Annotated in this window: 15 protein-coding genes; 6 read left to right on the top strand and 9 right to left on the bottom strand. The window is 62.4% G+C overall.

Translation table 11 applies throughout. The features are described 5' to 3' along the window. Positions 1 to 24 precede the first annotated feature (24 nt). From I2D57_RS03195 to I2D57_RS03185, 3 genes are all read left to right on the top strand, one after another. Entirely contained in the window at positions 25 to 249 is a 225-nt protein-coding gene (locus I2D57_RS03195; RefSeq protein ID WP_195361451.1) for a hypothetical protein, read from the top strand. Positions 250 to 360: 111 nt separating this feature from the next. Beyond that, positions 361 to 1,986, top strand: a complete 1,626-nt coding sequence (locus I2D57_RS03190) for a sensor histidine kinase (RefSeq protein WP_195361450.1) — start codon at positions 361 to 363, stop codon at positions 1,984 to 1,986. Positions 1,987 to 1,990: 4 nt separating this feature from the next. Next, positions 1,991 to 2,704 carry a response regulator gene (locus tag I2D57_RS03185; protein WP_195361449.1) on the top strand — a complete coding sequence of 238 codons (714 nt, stop codon included), beginning with the start codon at positions 1,991 to 1,993 and terminating at the stop codon, positions 2,702 to 2,704. Between the two features lie 94 nt (positions 2,705 to 2,798). Here the strand turns inward: I2D57_RS03185 and rlmKL are convergent, their stop codons facing one another. After that, complete coding sequence (rlmKL, locus tag I2D57_RS03180) at positions 2,799 to 5,366, bottom strand: bifunctional 23S rRNA (guanine(2069)-N(7))-methyltransferase RlmK/23S rRNA (guanine(2445)-N(2))-methyltransferase RlmL (protein ID WP_195361448.1); 2,568 nt, start codon at positions 5,364 to 5,366, stop codon at positions 2,799 to 2,801. A 75-nt stretch (positions 5,367 to 5,441) separates the two neighbouring features. Here rlmKL and I2D57_RS03175 point away from each other — a divergent pair, with 75 nt between their 5' ends. Together I2D57_RS03175 and I2D57_RS03170 are read left to right on the top strand one after the other, a co-directional pair. Then, positions 5,442 to 6,269, top strand: a complete 828-nt coding sequence (locus I2D57_RS03175) for an HAD-IIB family hydrolase (protein WP_195361447.1) — start codon at positions 5,442 to 5,444, stop codon at positions 6,267 to 6,269. A 193-nt stretch (positions 6,270 to 6,462) separates the two neighbouring features. Further along, positions 6,463 to 7,167: a transaldolase gene (locus tag I2D57_RS03170; protein ID WP_195361446.1), complete on the top strand. Its 705-nt coding sequence runs from the start codon at positions 6,463 to 6,465 to the stop codon at positions 7,165 to 7,167. A 305-nt stretch (positions 7,168 to 7,472) separates the two neighbouring features. Here I2D57_RS03170 and I2D57_RS03165 read toward each other — a convergent pair whose 3' ends face one another. The 4 genes from I2D57_RS03165 to I2D57_RS03150 all read right to left on the bottom strand — a co-directional run bounded on the left by I2D57_RS03165 (position 7,473) and on the right by I2D57_RS03150 (position 13,346). Further along, on the bottom strand, positions 7,473 to 9,620 hold the full coding sequence (locus I2D57_RS03165; protein ID WP_195361445.1) for a Tex family protein: 2,148 nt from the start codon (positions 9,618 to 9,620) through the stop codon (positions 7,473 to 7,475). 411 nt (positions 9,621 to 10,031) lie between these two features. Next, positions 10,032 to 11,072 (bottom strand): Gfo/Idh/MocA family protein, encoded by a 1,041-nt coding sequence (locus I2D57_RS03160; protein ID WP_195361444.1) that lies wholly within the window; start codon positions 11,070 to 11,072, stop codon positions 10,032 to 10,034. A 69-nt stretch (positions 11,073 to 11,141) separates the two neighbouring features. Then, the gene (locus I2D57_RS03155) at positions 11,142 to 12,398 is read right to left on the bottom strand and encodes an MFS transporter (protein WP_195240106.1); all 1,257 of its coding nucleotides are present in this window, start codon (positions 12,396 to 12,398) and stop codon (positions 11,142 to 11,144) included. Positions 12,399 to 12,464: 66 nt separating this feature from the next. Then, positions 12,465 to 13,346 carry an SDR family NAD(P)-dependent oxidoreductase gene (locus I2D57_RS03150; protein ID WP_195361443.1) on the bottom strand — a complete coding sequence of 294 codons (882 nt, stop codon included), beginning with the start codon at positions 13,344 to 13,346 and terminating at the stop codon, positions 12,465 to 12,467. A gap of 233 nt (positions 13,347 to 13,579) precedes the next feature. On the opposite strand from I2D57_RS03150, the gene I2D57_RS03145 reads away from it, so the two are divergent. Beyond that, entirely contained in the window at positions 13,580 to 14,458 is an 879-nt protein-coding gene (locus I2D57_RS03145) for a LysR family transcriptional regulator (RefSeq protein ID WP_324249189.1), read from the top strand. Positions 14,459 to 14,474: 16 nt separating this feature from the next. Here I2D57_RS03145 and I2D57_RS10035 read toward each other — a convergent pair whose 3' ends face one another. The 4 genes from I2D57_RS10035 to I2D57_RS03125 all read right to left on the bottom strand — a co-directional run bounded on the left by I2D57_RS10035 (position 14,475) and on the right by I2D57_RS03125 (position 20,326). Then, positions 14,475 to 15,566 carry a GGDEF domain-containing protein gene (locus I2D57_RS10035; RefSeq protein WP_324249188.1) on the bottom strand — a complete coding sequence of 364 codons (1,092 nt, stop codon included), beginning with the start codon at positions 15,564 to 15,566 and terminating at the stop codon, positions 14,475 to 14,477. 534 nt (positions 15,567 to 16,100) lie between these two features. Beyond that, entirely contained in the window at positions 16,101 to 18,020 is a 1,920-nt protein-coding gene (locus I2D57_RS03135; protein ID WP_195361441.1) for an ABC transporter ATP-binding protein, read from the bottom strand. Then, positions 18,013 to 19,827, bottom strand: coding sequence for an ABC transporter ATP-binding protein (locus I2D57_RS03130; protein ID WP_195361440.1), 1,815 nt, complete (start codon positions 19,825 to 19,827; stop codon positions 18,013 to 18,015). Before I2D57_RS03130 ends, I2D57_RS03135 begins: the two co-directional genes overlap by 8 nt. Next, positions 19,820 to 20,326: a MarR family winged helix-turn-helix transcriptional regulator gene (locus I2D57_RS03125; RefSeq protein ID WP_195361439.1), complete on the bottom strand. Its 507-nt coding sequence runs from the start codon at positions 20,324 to 20,326 to the stop codon at positions 19,820 to 19,822. Before I2D57_RS03125 ends, I2D57_RS03130 begins: the two co-directional genes overlap by 8 nt. Positions 20,327 to 20,533: the final 207 nt, after the last annotated feature.

Below are 20,533 nucleotides of genomic sequence, written 5' to 3'. Positions count from 1 at the left end.
CGGGTTGCACGGAGTTGGTTTTCGATGGACAAGATTGAGACCGCGGAGGCAAACATGGATGCAAAGATGCTTGATGGCCGCGAGGTTGTTGCCGAGCTGGTACGTGAGGCACGCGCCGACGCCGCCGAAGATCGGTTTTTGACGAACCGTGCCAACATGGATATGGCCGATCGCGTGATCTCGATCGTGGTTACGCTGCTTGTCGCGGCGTGCGTTTGCGCGCTGCTCGCGCACGTGTTGTTTGTCTAGCGACCGCCGGTTGCAAAGGCTATACACTTGGAACCACCACAAGGGAAACCACCACAAAGGTGCCTGTCCCTTTGTGGTGGTTTTTGTTTTTGAGAGAGGGGCGGGGCGCTGATGGACGTCCGTACGGACGGCGATATTGCCGATAGCTTTTGGTGGCGGCGCACAACGCTGACGCGCCGCACTCCTCTGTATGACGCCTGCGTGTCGGTGGGGCTGTTGGTCGCGGCGACGATTGTGGGCGCGCTGCTCGACCATCCGGGTCTCGCGCCGAGCATCATGATCGTCTATGTGTTCGCCGTGCAGCTGTGCGCATTCTTTACCTGGAGTCGCCTGTATTGCTTGCTGAGCTCGGCTGCCGCCGTGGCGCTCTACAACTTCTTGTTTGTCGACCCGCGCTACTCGCTGTCGCTTATCGACCGCGGCTATCCAGGCATGTTCTTCATCATGTTTGTGGTCTCGCTTGTATCGAGCTCGATTGCGTTAGCCCTGCGCCGGGCCTTGGCGCAGGCTGCCGCCAGCGACCGTCGCACGCATATGGTGCTCGAGACCAACCGCATGCTGCAGCGCTGCGCCGACGAGCAGCAGATCGTTCACGCCATGGCCACGCAGCTGGCGCGTCTTTCGGGCTGTCCGGTCGTGTGGTACAGCGCCGACGCCGAGGGCGATGACCTGCTGCCGCGTGCGACGTACACGGCCGTGGGCGATGCCGTGCCGGTGCACGAGCTGGCGCCGCAGATGCCGCCGCGGCTTTCGGCGTCCGCCTATGTGGGAACGCCGCTCGACGCCACGTTTGGCGGCTCGGCGTTTTATGGCATCTACCTGACGGTTCGCACGGGCGACGGCTTCGTGCGCTCGGGCGACCCCGCCTCGGTGGTGGGCGTGCTGGCTATCGTTGCCGAGCCCGACGTGCTGACGCATGAGGAGCGGACGCTTGCCGATGCTATCGTGAGCGAAGGCGAGCTGGCGCTCGATCGCGCCCGCGCCATGGAGGCCCGCGAGGAGGCGGCGGTGCTCGCCAAAAACGAACAGTTGCGCGCCAACCTGCTGCGCTCCATCTCGCACGATCTGCGCACGCCGCTTACCAGTATTTCGGGTAATGCCGACGTGCTGCTCGACCAGGGCTCGACCGGCACCGCGGTGCTCGATGCCCAGACGCGCCGCGGCCTGCTCCTTTCCATTCGCTCGGATGCGCAATGGCTCAACGCCACCGTCGAGAACCTGCTCGCCATCACCAAGCTCGAGGGTGGCGGTATGCGCCTGTCGACCACACTCGAGCTCATGGACGATATCGTCGAGGAGGCGCTGCGCCACGTGAACCCTGCCGTGCGCGAGCACGACCTTAAGGTAGTGGCGTGCGATGAGCCGGCGCTCGTCAACGTCGATGCGCGCCTGATGGTGCAGCTGGTGGTCAATCTGGTGAACAACGCCATCACCTATACGCCCGCAGGCTCGCATATCGTGATTTCGATTGGCGTCGACGATGGACGCGTGGCGTGCTCGGTGGCCGATGACGGCCCGGGCATCGCACCCGAGGATCGCGAGCGGATCTTTGAGTCGTTCTATACCGCCAACCACGGTTTGGCCGACAGCCACCGCAGCGTGGGCTTGGGTCTTTCGCTCTGCCGCTCCATTGCGCTGGCGCATGGCGGTAGCATAGAGGTTGCCGCGGCGGACCCGCACGGCTCGGTCTTTACGATTGAGCTTCCCGTCGCCGACGTTTCGTTTGATAAGGAGTAGCGCTGTGCCGAACTCTGCCGTAAAACCGCTCATCTTGGTCGTTGAGGACGACCCCGCCGTTCGCAATCTTATTGTTGCCGCGCTCGAGGCGCACGGCTTGCGTCATATGGCCGTGGAGACCGCCCATGCCGCCATCGCCGCCGCCTCATCGCAGGCACCGAGCATTGTGCTGCTCGACCTGGGTCTGCCCGATATGGACGGCGTCAAGGTGGTGGAGTCGGTGCGCGCATGGTCGGGCATGCCGATCATCGTGGTCTCGGCGCGCAGCGAGGATGCGGACAAGATTCGTGCGCTCGATGCTGGCGCCGACGATTACCTGACCAAGCCGTTTTCGGTCGAGGAGCTGCTCGCGCGCATTCGCACGACGCTCAGGCGCCTTTCGTATGCGCAAACGGGCGGCGTTGCCTCCGAGGGCTCGTTCGATACCGGTGAGCTGCATATCGATTTTGATGCCGGCATCGCCACGATGGATGGCGAGGAGCTGCATCTGACGCCGATCGAGTACAAGCTCCTGTGCCTGCTGGCGCATAACGCCGACAAGGTGCTGACGCACCAGTCTATCCTGCACGAGATTTGGGGTACGGCAACTAAGAGCGACCTGGCGAGCCTGCGTGTCTTTATGGGCACGTTGCGTAAGAAGATCGAGTCCGACCCCGCGCACCCGCGCTATATCCAGACGCATGTGGGTATCGGCTATCGCCTGGTCACCCAAGGCTAGATTGCCAACCACCATCCCAATATGAGTTGCGGTGAAATAGTTCCTGTTTAGGCCTTTGCCAGGCATTTTTAAGAACTATTCCACCGCAACTTCGTTATTTGCCCTTGGGCTTGCTGGCGTAGAACTTTTTCTTTTTGGGCTTGCCGGCGGGGGAGGGCTTGCCGACAAAGTTGGGCTTGCCGTTGCCGGCCTGCGCGTGCGCGGGCGCCGTTGCGCGAGGCTTGCGGGTTTCGGGGCTGCGCAGCTCCTCGGTTCGCTCGGCAATCTCCTCGGCGCTAAAGCCGACTTCGGCCATGGCGTCCTCGATGGGCAGGCGGCGCACGATATAGCAATGGTGCACCTTCTGGTTGCGCGCGAAATCCTCGGGGATGGTCTGTGCCGTAATGTCCTCCAGCACCACGCCCGCGCGTGCGAGCTTGCGCGTTTCGGGGCGGAAGCCGCGCAGGTTGCAGCTAAAGATGGCATGGCCGCCCTGCGCGAGCAGGCGCGATACGCCGGCCAACAGCTCAACATGGTCGCGCTGGACATCCCAGGTACGGCGGCCCATCTTGGACGAGTTCGAGAACGTGGGCGGGTCGACAAAGATCAGGTCCCAGCGGTTGCGCGTCTGGCGCTGGTCGCGAATCCAGGCAAGCACGTCGTCGCGCACAAAATGATGCTGCGGACCAACAAAGCCGTTCTGGCGCATATTGCGCTCGGCCCAGTCCAGGTAGGTGTTGGAAAGGTCGACCGTCACAGTCTCCTCGACGCCGCCATCGGCCGCGTAGCAGGTGGCAGTGCCGGTGTAGGCAAACAGGTTGAGGAAGCGGCGCGCCTGTTTGGCGTGCTCGCGCACCAGGTTGCGGGTGACGCGGTGATCCAAGAAGATGCCCACATCCAGGTAGTCATCAAAGCTGACGGCAAAGGTAAGGCCGCCCTCCTCGATGAGCGGCAGGCGACGGCGTGCGATATTGGCGCGCTCGCCCGAGCTGCCCTTGCCGGTGCCCTGCTTGCCGTACTGCGAGCCGCCGCGCGAACGCATACGGGCCTTGGCGTGCACATGCTCGGCGGGAACATCCAGGATGCGGGGCGCAATGGCCAAAATGTCGAGCATGCGGGCCTGGGCTAGCGCTGGGTCGATGGTCTTGGGCGCGGCGTATTCGGCGATGACGAGCCAGCGGCCCGGCGTCTGCGGGCAACCCTCGTACAGGTCGATGGCGGCGGAGTAATCGGGCAGGTCGGCATCGTAGACGCGGTAGCAGCTCACGCCCTCGCGCTTTGCCCACTTGCGGCACAGGCGGGCATTCTTGCGCAGGCGGTTGGCGAACTGCTCGGACTCGGGAATGAGCACGGGCAACGGCTTGCCGTCACCCAGGTCGAGCGTGGCGGCAGGTTCGGGCATGGAGGAAGCGGCGGCTTTGTCGTTGGCTTCGTTGGCATCCGCAACCTCGGCCTCGGCATCCGCACTGGTCGCAGCCTCAAACGCTGCGGCGGCGTGGTCGAGCGAGGGCCAAACCTCAATAGTTGCCTCTTCGTTATTGGGCATGACGGCGATGGAGCGCGCGGGCTCGGCATGGAGCGCGCGGGCCATAAGGCCATCGCGGGTGAGTGCGGCGACCGGTGCCGAAGCGAGCTCGGGCGCGCGGCGCAGCTCGCCGATGAGCGTCATGGCGTCGTGCATGAGCGAAAGCGGGGTCTCGGTGGTGTCTGCGACCACGGCGGCACCGGCGACGGCGCCCGCATGGTCCAGCACGGTGGCGGGCTTGGCGGCACAAAAGTCGACAAAACGCTTGTAGCCGGCGCACTTGACCATGCGCTCGGCAGTCTTGCGGGCGGCGGGGTCGATGTCTGCGGCCACGATGCGCGCCTGCCGCTCGCGCGCTGCCGCCTCGCGCTCGCGCGCCTCGGCAAGCAGCTGCTCCCACAGGGCGGCGTCGTGCAGCTGCCAGCCCTCAAAGCCCCAGCGCTCGCGTGCGGCGCCCGGGGCGCGGTCGGTCAGAATGTTCACGGCTTCCAGCAACAGGCCGCCGCCGGCGCACGAGGCATCGATCAGCGTGGGAAGGGCTTCGTTCTCGTAATCGTCGGCCGTCAACTCGCGCTCGCACAGTGCGGTCCAGCCGACCTGCGCCAGCACCAGGGCGGCGTAGTCGGGGCGCAGCACGTGCGCGCCCTCGCCGGCGCGGGTCGCTGCGGGCGGCAGGCGTTTGAACAGCGGGTCGCCCGAAAGGTCCAGGCTGATGCTCGCGCGGCGCTGACGCAGCGAAAGCAGCAGGTGAACATCGGGATCGGCGGCGTCGACATTGGCGCGACGGCCCGTGGTTTCGGCCAAGCGGTCGCACAATGCGTCCTTGGCGCGCAGGGCCGAGAAGCGCGTGTTGCGCAGCTGCTCGGTCACGCCGCGGGCGGTGATGGCGATGGTGGCGCCGGGGCGGATGATGGTCTCCCAGGCGATGTCGTAAACGCTGTCGTACAGTTCACCGGCATCCTGCGCCTCAAAGCGCCCGAGTACTACGAACACACGGCTCGCCAGGCGCGACCACAGACAGGCGCGGTAGCCTTGCTCGAGCTCGCCCTCAAATGTAGCGCGGCCCTTCAGCCGGCGAACATGCGAAAGCCCGAGGCGTTTAAGCTCATCGGCGAGTGCGGACTCAAAGCCCTCGGGGCAGCTTGCGTAAAATTCCATGGGTGACCTCTCTGGTTGCGTCGCTCCATTATATGATGGATGCTTCGTTTACTCTCGCCCCCGAAAGGAACCCGTATGATTGATGCGTGCCCCGATTCCGCCGTGCTCTTTTTTGACGTGGACGGCACACTGACGTCGTTCGATCCCGACAACATGACCGACAAGGACTTTTCGGCGGTTCGCCCCTCGCAGGCGGTCGTCGAGGCGTTTCATCGCCTGCGCGACGCGGGACACCAGGCATTTATCTGCACGGGTCGTCCCTTGTGGCTGATTGCCGATGGCCTGCGCGCGCTGAACCCGGCGGGTGTCGTTGCCATGGCGGGAGCGACGCTCGAGGTCGAGGGCCGCGTGGTGCACGAGGACTGCTTTGACGAGGACGTTATCGAGGAGCTTGCACGCCGTATGGCCGCGGCAGGGATTGAAGCCTTTTTCGAGACCAACGTTGCTACTTTTGCCCTGGAGCCTGTGGGCGTTGAGCAGTCGTCTCTGATCGGCACTTCTGTGGTGCACAGCGACGAGGAAATGCGCGTCGACGGCCGTTTGCGCGTGGGCAAGGTGTGCCTCAGTGTGCCCAGTTTGGCTCGCGTAGCCAATGATGACGGCTTTATCGATTGCGAGTTTGAGCTGTGCAACACCGGTGGCCAGAATCGCGAGCTGAGCCCCAAGGGCATTGACAAGGGCGTGGGCGTGGCGCGAGCGCTGGAATACCTGGGTCGCACCGGCAACGCGCGCACCTTTGGCTTCGGCGATTCGGGTAACGACCTGGGCATGCTCGCTGCGGTCGAGACGGCTGTCGCCATGGGCAACGCCATGCCTGAGGCCAAGGCGGTCGCCGACTACGTGACCGACGATGTCGCACACGACGGCACCGTCACAGCGATGCAGCATTTCGGCCTCATCTAATGAATCCCGCGTTCTGACGTTTGCCCAAACTGCGACTCTTTGCTTTTGCATGCTCAATCGATTTATCAATCCAAACACTGAGGTGTTTATACCGTTCGCCGAGAAGATAAAAAACCGCAGCTCACGCCTTGATAAACGTAGGTAAAGTGTTTAGCAGTTTAACGCCCATGTGCAAGCGAAAGGAATCAGGCAGATGGCAATCAAGGTGTTCGCTGACGGTGCAAACCTCGAGGGCATGCTCGACATGTACGAGAACGGCAACGTTCAGGGTTTCACGACCAACCCGTCCCTTATGAAGAAGGGCGGCGTGACGGATTACCGCGCGTTTGCCAAGGAGGTCCTGGCCCACATCACCGATGTGTCCGTCTCGTTTGAGGTCTTTGCCGACGACGTCGAGACCATGGAGGTCGAGGCGCGCGAGATCGCTACCTGGGCCGAGAACGTCTACGTCAAGATTCCGTGCGTGACCACCAAGGGCGAGTCCACCGCCGAGCTGGTGCGCAAGCTTTCGGCCGACGGCATCAAGGTCAACGTCACCACCATCTTTACGCCTACGCAGGTTGATGAGATGGTCGAGGCCGTCGACGCCGAGACGCCGTCCATCATCTCGCTCTTTGCCGGCCGCATCGCCGATACCGGCGTCGACCCCATTCCGTTTGTGACGGAGTCGGTCAAGAAGGCCGCCGCCAAGCCCAACTGTGAGGTCCTGTGGGCGTCCACGCGCGAGCTCATCAATATTTACCAGGCCGAGGCCTGCGGTTGCCAGATCATTACGGTGCCCAACAGCATCCTGGCCAAGCGCAAGAACATTGGTCGCGACCCGTACGAGGTCTCGCTCGACACCGTGCGCGGCTTTGCCAAGGATATCGCCGCTTTGGGCTTCCATATTCTGCCGTAACGCGAACACTGGCTACGCCGCGGGGCTGCCGACACGAGCTTGCCAGCAAGTTGGCGCTTGGTTTCCATATCCTGCCGTGGGCAAAGGTACCCCCGCCTGCGCCGTGCAAAATTGAGAGTATTCAGCAAGGTAAAGGCTTTTACCAGTTGGGTGAAGCACGGAACAGCCCCCGTTTTGGCTCTGACGACGCTAAAACGGGGGCTGTTTTTTGCTTTTTCGCCTCTGAGGGGCATCCGGAACGGTGGAATTTGCAGAATACTCGCGATTTTGCACGTCACTACAGGGGGTACCCCTGCTTTGGCGGTTTACTTCCCCTGTACCATGGTGAGCGAGATCTTCTTGCGGTCGCGATCGACCTTTTCGACCCACACCTTGACCGTGTCACCGACGCGCACCACGTCGCTCGGGTGCTTGACAAAGCGGTTGGCCAGCTTGGAGATGTGTACGAGGCCGTCCTGGTGCACGCCCACGTCGACGAAGGCGCCAAAGTCCACAACGTTGCGCACCGTGCCCTTGAGTTCCATGCCGGGCTCCAGGTCGTCGATGGAAAGCGCTGAGCGGCTAAAGACCACCTCGGGTGCGTCGTCGCGCGGGTCGCGACCGGGCTTCTTGAGCTCGTTGACGATGTCGATGAGCGTCAGGGTGCCGCAGTCCAGGTCGCTTGCCAGCGCCGAGATACTGCCCAGGCGGCGCTCGATGTCGGGCACGCCGCCACGGCTGAGCTCGCTGGCTTTAACGCCGGCGCGTTCCAGGACGGACGTGGCCACCTCGTAGCTTTCGGGGTGGACGCTCGTCGCGTCGAGCGGGTTCTTACCGCCGCTGATGCGCAGGAAACCCGCGGCGTTGAGGTATGCCTTGGGTCCCAGCTTGGGGACCTTCTTGAGCTGGCGGCGATCGGTAAAGGCGCCGTTTTCCTCGCGGTAGGCCACGATGTTCTTGGCCACGCTCGGCGTGATGCCCGATACGTATCCCAGCAGGCTTGCGCTCGCGGTGTTTACGTCGACGCCCACGCGGGTGACGACGTCTTCCACCACGTGGCCCAGGGTACGCGAGAGCTCGGTCTGGTCAAGGTCATGCTGGTACTGGCCCACGCCGATGGACTGGGGCGGAATCTTGACGAGCTCTGCCAGCGGGTCTTGCAGGCGGCGGCCCAGGCTCATGGCGCCGCGCACAGTGACGTCCAGATCGGGGTATTCCTGACTGGCGAGCTCGGAGGCGGAGTACACCGATGCGCCGGCCTCGTTGACGATGGTGTATCGCAGCCCAGGCGCCTGCTCGGCAATGAACTCCGAGACGACTTCCTCGGTCTCGCGGCTGGCGGTACCGTTGCCGATGACGATGGTGTTGACGCCGTCCTTCTTGACGAGGCGGGCGAGCTCGCGCTTGGTGCCGGCGACGTCGTGGCGCGGCTTGGTGGGGTAGACCACGCTGTGGTCGAGCAGCTTGCCGGTCTCGTCCATGACGGCGACCTTGCAGCCGGTGCGGTAGCCCGGATCGAGCGCGAGCACGCGGGCGCCGCGCACGGGGCGTGCCGAGAGCAGGCCCTCGAGATTCTTGGCAAAGATATTGATGGCCTCGGTCTGCGCGCGGACGGTGAGCTTGGCGCGGGCCTCGCGCTCCAGCGAGGGGGCCATGAGGCGCTTGTAACCGTCGGCGATGGCGGCGTCAAAGACGGGCGCGAAGACGCCCTGGCGTCGGGGCCAGCGGCTGCCGAGGCGCGCCGTGGCGGCAGCGCCGTCGACGTTCACGCGCACGCGGAGCTTGCCTTCGCGCTCACCGCGGTCGATAGCCAGCACGCGGTGGTTGGGTATACGGCGCAGTGGCTCATCATAGCTGTAGTACGGCTCGTAGGGAGTCTTTTCGGCGGGGTCGGTGGCCTCGACGACGATGTCGGCGGTGTTTTGCGTAAAGGCGCGCAGGTCGGCGACGTTCTCGGGGTCCTCGGCTACCGTCTCGGCCACGATGTCGGCGGCGCCGGCGAGCGCCTTCTCGGGCGTGTCGAAGCCGGCCTCCTCGTTGACGTATGCCGCGGCGGCGTCGAGTGCGCTGCCCTTGGCCGAGGCCTGCATGATGACCATGTTGGCGAGCGGCTCCAGGCCGGCCTCGCGGGCCTTTTGCGCGCGGGTCATGCGCTTTTTGCGGTAGGGCTTGTAGAGGTCCTCGACACGCTGGAGCTGCGTGGCCTCGCGAATCTGCTGTTCGAGTTCGGGCGTGAGCTTGCCCTGGGCGTCGATGAGCAGAATGACGTCCTTTTTACGCTGCTCAAGATTGCGCAGGTAGGACAGGCGCTCGTCGAGCGCGCGCAGGGCGACGTCGTCCATGCCACCCGTGGCTTCCTTGCGGTAGCGCGAGATAAAGGGAATGGTGTTGCCCTCGTCGATGAGCTTGACGGCTGCCTCGATGTTGTCAGCCTTAAGGTTGAGCTCGCGGGCGAGCTGGGCGATAAGATCCATGGGACTCCTTGCGTTTAAGGTGCGTTTGCAGCACAGGGCTACCAAGGATACCACCCGTCCCAAAAGACTGTTTTGGGCCCGCGTCACGAAAACGGCCTATCTACTACGTTTAACCCATATGGGTCGACCATTCCCCGGTTTTCAGAGAATACGCAAGCCGTCTACCTGCGGTTTTTATTTCGCGAAATTCGGCATGGTTGAGGGCGATCGGTTAAGCGTAGTAGATAGGCCCATTTCGTGGCGAACGAATCAAGCCGAGGTGCAAAATAGCCCCCGCCCCAGAAAAATCGTCGGCAAGGTAGCAAAATGCCCCGCGGGCAGGAGGCTGCTCGCGGGGCAAAGAAGAGGGGCTTGTTGGTGACGGACCGAAGGGTTCGGCATGGGGTTTCTGCCGCGGTCGCTCTTAAGGCATTACAGCTCGACGAGCTGGCCGGTCTCGGCGGCCTCCTTGATAGCGTTGAGAAGCGTGAGCGTCTTAACGTTGTCGGCGGGGGTCACGACGGGCTCGACCTCGCGGCGGACAACCTTCACAAAGTGCTTGAGCTGCATCTTGTGCGGCAGTGCCGGGTCGACGGCCGGAATCTCCATCTGCAGCGGCTTGTGCCAGTTGGAGGCGCCGTCGTAGGAGAACTGGTGCAGGCGGGGCAGCGACAGGGCGCCCTTAGTGCCGCCGATAAAGTAGGCGTCGGCGTCGAAGGGGCGGTACTGCGGGTCCTCGCGAGCGGTTGCCTCCCAGTTCCAGGGGCTGGCGGTGGCGTCGGAGATGGTCATGCTTGCGAGCGCGCCATCGGCAAAACGGACGTTGACCACGGCGGAGTCCTCGGTCTCAAAACCGCGGGCGGCGCTGGACTGCATACCCTGGACGGCAACGGGCTCGCCCAGCAGGTAGCGGAGCAGGTCGACGTCGTGCACCAGGTTGACCAGGATCGGGCCGGCACCCTTCTTGCGGCGCCATTCGACATCGAAGTACTCGTCATTCTTATAGATCATGTAGTGGAAGCTCGACACGGTGAGCTTGCCCAGCTCGCCGGACTCGATGATCTCCTTGGCCTTGTTGACGAAGGGGTTGTGGCGACGGTGCTGGCCCACGAGCACGGGCACGCCGGCGGTCTCGGCCTCGGCAGCGAAAGTCTGGGCATCCTCCAGGTCGTTGGAGATCGGCTTTTCGACCAACGGCACGATGTTGCGCTTCACAGCCTCGCGGGCAACGCCCAGGTGCAGGTCGTTGGGCGTGGCGATAATGACGGCCTCGGGCTTGACCTCGTCCATCATCTGGGCGGGATCGGTGTAAAACGGCACGCCGGCGGCCTCGGCCGTGGCGCGGGCGCCCTCAAAGGCGTCAGCGATGGCGACGAGCTCGGCCTCGGGCTCCTCGGTGACAAAGCGGATGTGGTTGCGGCCCATGGCGCCGGCGCCGATAACGGCAATGCGGACGGGGTTGAGCTCAGACATTTCGACTCCTTAATACTGGTGACCGGTGGAATGCGGCAAAGGGGCTGTCCCTTTGCCGCATCGGTAAAACTAGGCGGACTTCTTCTTGCTGTCGGAGACCATCATGTAGACGGTGAGCACGACGGCGATGGCGGCGATTACAATGGCGCCGTAGAAGGACTGCTGGTAGGCGGCGCTGCCGGCCTCGGCGTGATACAGCACGGCGGTGATGGGCTGGCTGATCCAGGTGGAAGCGGCATAACCCAAAAACATGATGCCGTAGTTGACGCCGATGTTGCTGGTGCCAAAGGCGCCACCGGTGAGCGGCGGGTAGATGACGAGCAGGGCGCCAAAGCTAAAGCCGAGCAGGGCGAGCGCCACAAAGAACATGCCCTGCGTAAAGCTCATCGACATGATGACGAGCGCGACGATGGTGACGACAAGGCTGATGAGCAGCGACTTATAGGCGCCGAGCTTGTCGATGATCTGGCCAAAGGACAGACGACCAACTAGGTTGGCGCAGGTGTTGACGGAGACCACCACACCGCCGAGGGCGACGGCCGCGGCGCTCGTGGGGTCGGCGAAGAGCTGGACGGCGGCGATGGAGGCAACCTTGCCCACGAGCAGGGTGCCCGCGGTGGCGGCGAAGGCGAAGGTGACGATGAGGACCCAGAAGCGCGGGGTCTTGACCATCTCGCCCGGGGTGAGGTCGCCGAAGGTGCCGGCGTGCGCGCCGCCCTTGGGGGCCTCGAAGCCCTCGGGCAGCCAGCCTGCCTCGGGAGCCTTCAGGAACAGGGCGGAGGCAGCGATCATCACAAAGAAGATGACGCCGAGCGCCTTAAGGGCGCCAAAGATGCCCAGGCTCGGGATGAGCAGCGAGGCGAGCACCGGGGACAGCACGGCGGGACCGGCGGTCGAAGCGGCCAGGGTGATGCCGGAGGCGAGACCCTTCTTGTCGATGAACCACTTTTGGCCGGTGGTGAGCGCCGGGTTATAGCCCAGACCGTTGCCGACGGCGGCGACGAGTGAGAACCACAGGTAGAACTGCCACGGCTCGGTGACGGTGCCGGACATGAACCAGCCCACGCCGTAGCACACGGCGGCGGCGATCACAACGTTGCGCGGGCCGATCTTATCGGAGATACGGCCGGCGAAGATGCCCGTCACGGCCATGATGGTCTGGAAGACGGGAAAAGCCCAGGTAAGGGCGCTCGACCACTCGGGGTAGACGGCGAGCAGGTTCTTGCTCACGACGGAATACAGCGCGATGGAGCTGATGAAGAACATGGTGACGCACGCGGCGGAAAGCACGACGGCGCGACCCTTGTTGGAGTTGGTGGAAGCCATTGGACTCTTTCTAATCGATATGGGGGAGGAGCGGGCGTGTCCGCGGGGCCTCCCTGTCAGGTTGGTTTACTGGTCGGTCGGCTTGGCGACGCCGGACTCATCGGACCAGAGCTCGACGCCCTTGTTCTTAAGGTAGTTATCGGCATAGGCGCGACGGCCGCCGGGCTTGGCGGTGAGGTCGCCCATCATGTTGGAGAAGCCGCCGTCGACCTTGATGGCGTCGCCGGTGGTAAAGTCCGAGCGCTTGGATGCCAGGAACATGACGGCGTTGGCGATATCGTTGACCTCGCCGATGCGGCGCGTGGCGATTAGACGGCTGCGGCTCTTTTCGACCTCGGGGTCGGCGTAGAAATTGGCCGACATCGGGGTCTTGACGAAGCAGGGCTCGACGCAGTTGGAACGCACGCCGTAGGGGCCCCACTCGGCAGCGAGCATCTTGGACATCATGTTGACGCCGGCCTTGGTGGAGCTGTACACGCCCGAGAACGTCTCGGGGGAGTGGCTGGCGACGGTCGAGATGTGCACCAGGCGGCCCTGGCCGGCCTTGATCATCTCGCGACCAAAGCGCTGCGAGGTGATGAAGTAACCGGTGAGGTTGACGTTGAGCACCTGCTCCCAGTCGCTCAGCGGCAGGTCCTCCATGGCGGCGAAGCGCAGGATGCCGGCGGTGTTGACAAGGACGTCGACGCGGCCGAAGTCGGCGATGGTGGCATCGACGGCGGCCTGAACCTCGGCCTCGTCGGTGGCGTTCATCTTGTAGCCCTCGGCGTGGATGCCAAACTCGGCGGCGAGGTCGGCGGCTGCGGCCTTGACCTTCTCCTCGTCCAGGTCGAGCAGGACGACGTTGGCGCCGTTGCGGGCGAACTCGCGGCAAATCTCGACGCCCATACCGCCGAGTGCGCCAGTCACGGCGCAGACATCGCCCTCGAGCTTAAGCCAATTGCTCATAGGAACTTCCCTTCTTGTGCCTCCCGGTGGGTCGCTCCCATTAACCGACCCACGTGGTTTTCGCTGGTTATCGTATGCTTTGCATTTGCGCAGGTGAATTGCATATTTGTTAGAATGAAGTTAACCGTAGGTTTACACCGTGCGATGCAGTTTTTTCTCAATTAAGCGCGTGACCTGCGAAAACAACCCCCTGTGGCATCATGTGGCCACAGGCGCGAAAACGGGAGATTGACGTGTACGATCGACGACTTGAGGCCATATCGGCCGCCGCGGAACTGGGAAGCTTCTCGCGTGCGGCGGCAAAATTGCGCGTGTCGACCCCGGCGCTCGTCAAGCAGGTGTCGGGCTTCGAGGCCGAGTTCGGCATCACGCTGTTCGAGCGCTCGCATTCTGGTGTTAAGGTGACGCCGGCAGGTGCTCTGCTGGTGGACGATGCACGTTCGATCATGCGGCAGTCCGAGGACGCGCTACGCCGTGCCCGACGCGCGGCAGGCGATGGCGATGCCGTACGCCTGGGCGTGTCGATGATGTGCCCGGGGCGCCAGACGCTTTCGATGTGGACGGGCGTGCACGAGCTGGAGCCATCGCTGCGATTTGAGATCGTGCCGGTAAGCGACCTCTATGACGAGCGCGAGACCGTCATGCGCAGCTTGGGCCGCGAGGTCGATGTGGTGCAGTCGAGTTTTTCTACCCCGCGCTGGGGCGACGCCTGCCAAAAGCTTCGCATTGTCAACGTGCCGTTTTATATCGACCTGCCGCGCACGAGTCCGCTTGCGCGCAAGACGCGCATCACGGTTGCCGACTTGGAGGGCATGCGCCTGCGCGTGCTCCGTCACGGCAACGACGCTATGGACAGTCTGCGTATCGATCTGTTGGCCGACGGCGGCGTAGACGTGATCGACGTGGACAGCTTTGACTTTGCGCTCTTTAACGAGGCAGAGGAAAAGGGTGACGCGGTGCTCACCTGCGGCGCATGGTCGGGGGTGCACCCGGCCTTTGTGGGTGTGCCGTTCCTGTGCGGGCGCGAGGTGCCGGTCTTTCTACACTACCCGCTCGAGCCCACCCTCCAAGTCCAAAAATTCGTCAACGCCATGGCCCAACTCCTCAAATAGCTCATTTGGGACGGGTTTAGCGGTCCTCGCGTTGCGGGTCGGCTGTCTCGGCTGCCTTTACGCGGTTCTTATCGACGTACATGTTCTTGTCGGCCTGGGAAAAGAGCTCGCGCATCGTAGGCGGTTCATCAAAATCACTGGAAAGCGCGAAGCCCACCGCATAGCTGATGGGCATGTCGGGGTGAGCCTCGGAATACTCGTTCACGTTCGCACGGACCCGAGCGAGACAAGACTCCACGGCAGCCCGATCGGAATCCCGCAGCACCGCGATAAACTCATCGCCGCCGTCGCGGCCCACAAAGCACGTCTCGGATGCCACACTTCCCAGTTGTTGGGCAAAAGAGCGAATGTATTCATCGCCCTTCTCATGACCGAAGTTGTTATTGACCGTATGCAGATTGTTAAGGTCGAAGACGCACACCGCAACGGGCGCCTCCGCGGAGACAGGCTGCTCCTGCCCCAAGACCTCCTCGCACTTGTTCTTGTTGGGCAGTCCTGTGGCTTCGTCGAGATAGACTTTGTTCTGCAGTTCGCGATTGAGCGCGGCAGTTCGCACCGCGCGAACAAGTTCGACCGCAAAGGTCGCCACCAAGCCCATGATGTCGATGATCACCAGGCCCTCGAGATAGTTGAGCGCCGACGCCTTCTCCTGAGAGTAGTCCTCCGCGAGTCGTGTAGCATCGTCACAAATACCAAAGAACTCCTCGCTCATCGCGATGATATCGGTGTTCTCGTAGCCGACTTCACGCACACGGGCAATCTCGGTGCAAAGCTCATCAAAATAATTTGCAAGCTCGGTCATTTTTGCCTGATACTCATCGTCGTCGAGACGGACGAGGTTGAGGTCGTCACTTCCGTAACGCAAACCGTTGATGTATGAATCCACGGCTTTGAGCAGGTCATCTTGAGGCTGGCCCGCGTCCTCGAGCTTAACGATTCGCTGCGTGGTGCCGCGTACCAGGCCGGCGTAGTTGACTACGCGCGCCGTGCCCTGGATATCGGAGACGAGCAGCATAACATTGATGAAGAAGAAGATGAGAACTGCCGTGAGCACCATCATGAGCAGGCGCACCGCCTGGCTGGCCTTCTTGGCGACAGAAGTATTCACAAGTTCACTCCCTCAAATGGCAAAAGCGCAGGTGGCACCCAGCGTGCTGAAATTCATGGGTGGTTAACTCTACCATATGGGCCAGCAGCCTCAAACTGCAGCAGACGCTCGTCCAAATTGGCGTGACGCTTGCCTTGTTGTTCTTGACCTGGCCGCGCTATCGGACATGTTTCTGGTCTTGGATCACCATGGGAAAGCTCATCCCGTTTTGTGCGTCCAGAGTGGGATGCGGCTTCCCAAAGGTGCCGTTAGGGGAAACCACATCCCGGTTTATGCCCTTGAAATGGGATGCCGTTTCCCGGAGGGGGCCCAGCGGGAAACGGCATCCCATTCTGGGCCCGAATAGTGGGATACGGTTTCCGGCCGGCATGAATAAAGCCTCCGCAGCTCGTGTGTGCTGCGGAGGCTTTATTCGTTGCGGTGCATTGTGTTTGGGTCGTTGAGATGAGTCGATTTGCCCCGAAAGAGGAGGGCATTGACCTTAGGGTCATGCCCGACGAATGAGCGGCAAATCGGCCGTCTCGGCGGGCCGAACTACTCCAGCTCAAACGCTCCGGTGTACAGCTGGTAGTAATACCCGCGCTTGGTGATCAGCTCGTCGTGGTTGCCGCGCTCGATGATGCGGCCATGGTCCAGACAGATGATCGCGTCGGAGTTGCGCACGGTGGACAGGCGGTGCGCGATGACAAACGTCGTGCGGCCCTCCATGAGCTTATCCATGCCTGCCTGCACGATGGCCTCGGTGCGGGTGTCGATGGAGCTCGTGGCCTCGTCCAGAATCATTGCCGGCGGATCGGCGACGGCAGCGCGTGCGATCGAAATCAGCTGGCGCTGGCCCTGCGACAGCTGTGCTCCGTTGCCGGTGAGCATCGTGTCGTAGCCGTCGGGCAGGCGGGTGATAAAGTCGTCGGCGCCCGCGAGCTTGGCCGCCGCGATGCACTCCTCGTCGGTCGCATCCAGGTTGCCGTAGCGGATGTTATCCATCACGGTGCCGGTGAACAGGTTCACGTCCTGCAGCACGACGCCCAGCGAGCGGCGCAGATCGGCCTTGCGGATCTTGTTGACGTTGATGCCGTCGTAGCGAATCTTGCCGTCGGCGATGTCGTAGAAGCGGTTGATGAGGTTGGTGATGGTCGTCTTACCGGCACCGGTGGCGCCGACAAACGCGACCTTCTGGCCCGGCTTGGCAAACACGGACACGCCGTGCAGCACCTCGTGGTCGGGCGTGTAGCCAAAGTCGACGTTGTCCATGACCAGGTCGCCGCGCAGCGGCACGTACTCGATCTCGCCGGTTGCGCGGTGCGGATGTTTCCACGCCCACATGCCGGTGTGGCGGTCGGCCTCCTCGAGCTGCCAGGTATCGGGGTTCACCTGCGCGTTGACGAGCGTCACGTAGCCTTCGTCGGTCTCGGGCTTCTCGTCGATGAGCTCAAAGATACGGTCGGCGCCGGCGAGGCCCATGACCACGGCGTTGATCTGCTGCGAGATCTGACCGATCTGTCCGCAGAATTGCTTGGTCATGTTGAGGAACGGCGCCACGACGGCGATGGACAGTGTCATGCCCGAGATGCTCAGGTTGGGCACGCCCAGCGCCAGGAAAATGCCGCCTGCCAGTGCGACCAGCACGTAGAGCAGGTTGCCCAGGTTCATAAGGATAGGCATGAGGATGTTGGCGTACATGTTGGCCTTCTGCGAGACCTCGAAGAGCTTTTCGTTGCGCTCGTCAAAATCAGCCTCGGCGGCAGACTCGTGGCAGAATGCCTTGACGACCTTCTGGCCGTTCATGACTTCCTCGATATGACCCTCGACCACGCCGAGCTCGGTCTGCTGCGCAATGAAGAAGCGCGCGGAGTTGGAGCCGAGCAGCTTGGTCATAAAGGTCATAAAGGCGACGCCTGCCACAATGACCAGGCACATCCAAACGCTGTAGTACAGCATGATAAAGAACACCGTGACGATGACGATGGTCGTCATGAGCAGGTTGGGCAGCGACTGGCTGATCATCTGGCGCAGCGTGTCGATGTCGTTGGTGTAGTGGCTCATGATGTCGCCGCGCTGGTGCGTGTCGAAGTAGCGAATCGGCAGGTCCTGCATGCGGTTGAACATCTTCTCGCGCAGCTTCTCGAGCGAGCCCTGCGTGACGATGGCCATGGCGCGGTTCCAGAAGAGCGAGGACAGGATGCCGACGCCGTAGATGCAGGCGAGGGTGGTCACGAGCTGTGCGATCTTGGGCTGTGCGGCTTCCCAATCGCCCGACTGCCACGATTCGCTAATAATCTGCAGAGCGCTCTGAAGGAAGGTCGCGCCGATGGAGTTGATGATGGCGCAGAGCACCACGCCGACGACGACGAGGGGCAAAAGCACGGGGTAGAAGCCAAAGAGCGTCTTGATGAGGCGCGACATGGTGCCGCCCTTGCGGTTGAGCGCGCGCTCGGCGGTCGTTGCCTTACTCATGTGCCTCGCCTCCTTCCTGGGTCTGAGCTTGCGTTACGGATGCCTCGGTGTCGGCCTCGACGGCTCCTTCGCCCTCGGCAGACATCTTGTTTTGCGAGGTGAAGGTCTCGCGGTAGATCTCGCTCGTCTTGAGTAGCTCGTCATGGCTGCCGATCTGAGCGATACGTCCGCCCTCCATGACGATGATGCGGTCTGCGTCCTGCACGGAGCTAATGCGCTGGGCGATGATGAGCTTGGTCGTGTTGGGCAGATAGCTTGCCAACCCTGCGCGAATCTTGGCGTCGGTCTTGGTGTCGACGGCGCTGGTGGAGTCGTCCAGGATTAAGATCTTGGGGCGACGCAGCAGGGCACGCGCAATGCACAGGCGCTGCTTCTGACCGCCGGAAACATTGGAGCCGCCCTGCTCGATCCAGGTGTCGTAGCCCTTGGGGAAGCCGTCGACAAACTCATCGGCGCAGGCCAGATGTGCCGCCTCGCGGACTTCCTCGTCGGTGGCGTTCGGGTCTCCCCAGCGCAGGTTTTCGGCAATGGTGCCGCTAAACAGCACGTTTTTCTGCAGCACCATGGCCACCTGGTGGCGCAGGGCGTCCAAGTCGTAGTCGCGCACATCCACGCCGCCCACGCGCACGGTGCCTTCGGTGGCGTCGTACAGGCGGGCAATGAGGTTTACGAGCGTGGACTTGGCCGAGCCGGTGCCGCCGATGATGCCGATGGTCTCACCGCTCGTAATGTGCAGGTCGATATCGTCGAGCGCCTGGCGTTTCGCATGCGCGGAATACTTAAAGCTCACGTGGTCAAAGTCGATGGAGCCGTCGGCAACCTCGAGCACGGGCTCGGCCGGGTTGGCGATCGTGGGCTCGGCGGCTAGCACCTCGGTAATGCGGTGCGCTGATTCGTCGGCCATGGTCACCATGACAAAGATCATCGACAGCTGCATCAGGCTCATGAGGATTTGGAAGCCATAGGTAAAGATCGAGGAGAGCTGGCCCACGTCGAACAGCGTGCCCTGGCTCGTGATGATGAGCTTGGAGCCCAGGTAGATGATGACGACAAACGCGCCGTTGACACAGATGTTCATCATGGGGTTGTTAAAGGCGAGCAGCTTCTCGGCGCGGGTGAAGTCCATCTGGACGTCGCGCGCGGCGGTCGCGAACTTCTCCTTCTCAAAGTCTTCGCGCACGTAGCTCTTGACCACGCGCATGCCGGTGACGTTTTCCTCGACGGACTCGTTAAGGGCATCGTACTTGTGGAACACGCGCGAGAAGATGGGGCGCACCTTAAAGATGATAAAGAACAGCCCAAAGCCCAGCAGCGGAATGATGACCAGGTAGACCATGGCGACGCTGCCGCCCATGATAAATGCCATGGTAAAGGCGAAGACCAATACCAGCGGCGCGCGCACGGCGATACGGATGATCATCATAAAGGCCTGCTGCACGTTGTTGATGTCGGTGGTCAGGCGCGTGACGAGCGAGGAGCTCGAGAAATCATCGATGTTGGCAAAGCTGAACGTCTGGATCTTGTAGAACAGGTCGTGACGCAGGTTCTTGGCGAAGCCGCAACTCGCATGGCTGCAGGTGACGCCGGCAGCGGCGCCAAAAGCAAGCGACGTCAGCGCGATGAGCACCAAAAAGCCCGCGGTGGGAAGCATCTCGGCTACGGTGGCGCCGTCTTTGATGGCGTCGATCAGGTTGGCGGTGATAAATGGAATCAGCATCTCGCAGAGCACCTCGCCAAGCACGAGCAATGGCGTGGCAACAGTGACTTTCATATAGTCGCGGATGCTGCCCATGAGGGTTTTAATCATCCAGTTCCTCCCAGGTTACACGGATTTTCTCGAGCATTTCGGCGAGCTGTTCGCGCTCGTCGTGGGTGAGGGCACTAAAGGCCTGCTCTCTAAAGCGAATGCGGGCTGCCTGCTCAACGCGGGCCTTTTCCCATCCCGCATCGGTCAGGCGGATGGTGAGCTGCCGACGGTCTTTGGGATTGCGACTGCGCTCGATAAGACCGCCCAGTTCGAGCTTGGACAGAATCTCGGAAAGGGACCCCGGCTTGAGGTCGAAGTGCATGCCGAGTTCCTGTTGGGACAGCTCGCCGGTCGGCTGCTTAGCGAGCAGGCAGACGATGGGCGCCTTGCCAGATATACCGCCGCCGTGAAAATGCATGTAATGGCCGCAAAACCCCAGGCCGCTCAGGATGCGCTTGGCGAGTCTGTCTTCGGCGCCGACCGCTTCGGGTATGTCTACCGGTTGCGACGGGTCACCGCCGGGCTCGTGCGAACAAAGGTTAAGAGGTTCATCGCACATGAATTAGTGTTGCTCCTTTCTTTAGTTAGGTAGTGGAATTGTTTTGTGCCTAACCAATCTAGGAGCATGAGAAATGAATGTCAAGGTACCAAAGTAGTTGTTGCGCGGTTTTACCAAACCGCGTAACGGCTCGACGCTGCGCGGGCCGCATTTGGACAATCTGACGTTCAACTTCAAGGGCGCGACCAGAAGGTCAGCGCCCTTTCG

Origin of the sequence: Collinsella aerofaciens (genome assembly GCF_015553355.1) — a bacterium.
In the GTDB taxonomy this organism is placed as follows: domain Bacteria; phylum Actinomycetota; class Coriobacteriia; order Coriobacteriales; family Coriobacteriaceae; genus Collinsella; species Collinsella aerofaciens_V.
Note: the sequence above shows the minus strand (reverse complement) of the source record. Positions and strands in the feature narration are given on the sequence as shown.

Coding starts and splice junctions, on each gene's coding strand:
- I2D57_RS03195 (WP_195361451.1), top strand. CDS start 25: ATGGACAAGATTGAGACCGCGGAGGCAAACATGGATGCAAAGATGCTT.
- I2D57_RS03190 (WP_195361450.1), top strand. CDS start 361: ATGGACGTCCGTACGGACGGCGATATTGCCGATAGCTTTTGGTGGCGG.
- rlmKL (WP_195361448.1), bottom strand. CDS start 5,366: ATGGAATTTTACGCAAGCTGCCCCGAGGGCTTTGAGTCCGCACTCGCC.
- I2D57_RS03175 (WP_195361447.1), top strand. CDS start 5,442: ATGATTGATGCGTGCCCCGATTCCGCCGTGCTCTTTTTTGACGTGGAC.
- I2D57_RS03170 (WP_195361446.1), top strand. CDS start 6,463: ATGGCAATCAAGGTGTTCGCTGACGGTGCAAACCTCGAGGGCATGCTC.
- I2D57_RS03165 (WP_195361445.1), bottom strand. CDS start 9,620: ATGGATCTTATCGCCCAGCTCGCCCGCGAGCTCAACCTTAAGGCTGAC.
- I2D57_RS03160 (WP_195361444.1), bottom strand. CDS start 11,072: ATGTCTGAGCTCAACCCCGTCCGCATTGCCGTTATCGGCGCCGGCGCC.
- I2D57_RS03155 (WP_195240106.1), bottom strand. CDS start 12,398: ATGGCTTCCACCAACTCCAACAAGGGTCGCGCCGTCGTGCTTTCCGCC.
- I2D57_RS03150 (WP_195361443.1), bottom strand. CDS start 13,346: ATGAGCAATTGGCTTAAGCTCGAGGGCGATGTCTGCGCCGTGACTGGC.
- I2D57_RS03135 (WP_195361441.1), bottom strand. CDS start 18,020: ATGAGTAAGGCAACGACCGCCGAGCGCGCGCTCAACCGCAAGGGCGGC.
- I2D57_RS03130 (WP_195361440.1), bottom strand. CDS start 19,827: ATGATTAAAACCCTCATGGGCAGCATCCGCGACTATATGAAAGTCACT.
- I2D57_RS03125 (WP_195361439.1), bottom strand. CDS start 20,326: ATGTGCGATGAACCTCTTAACCTTTGTTCGCACGAGCCCGGCGGTGAC.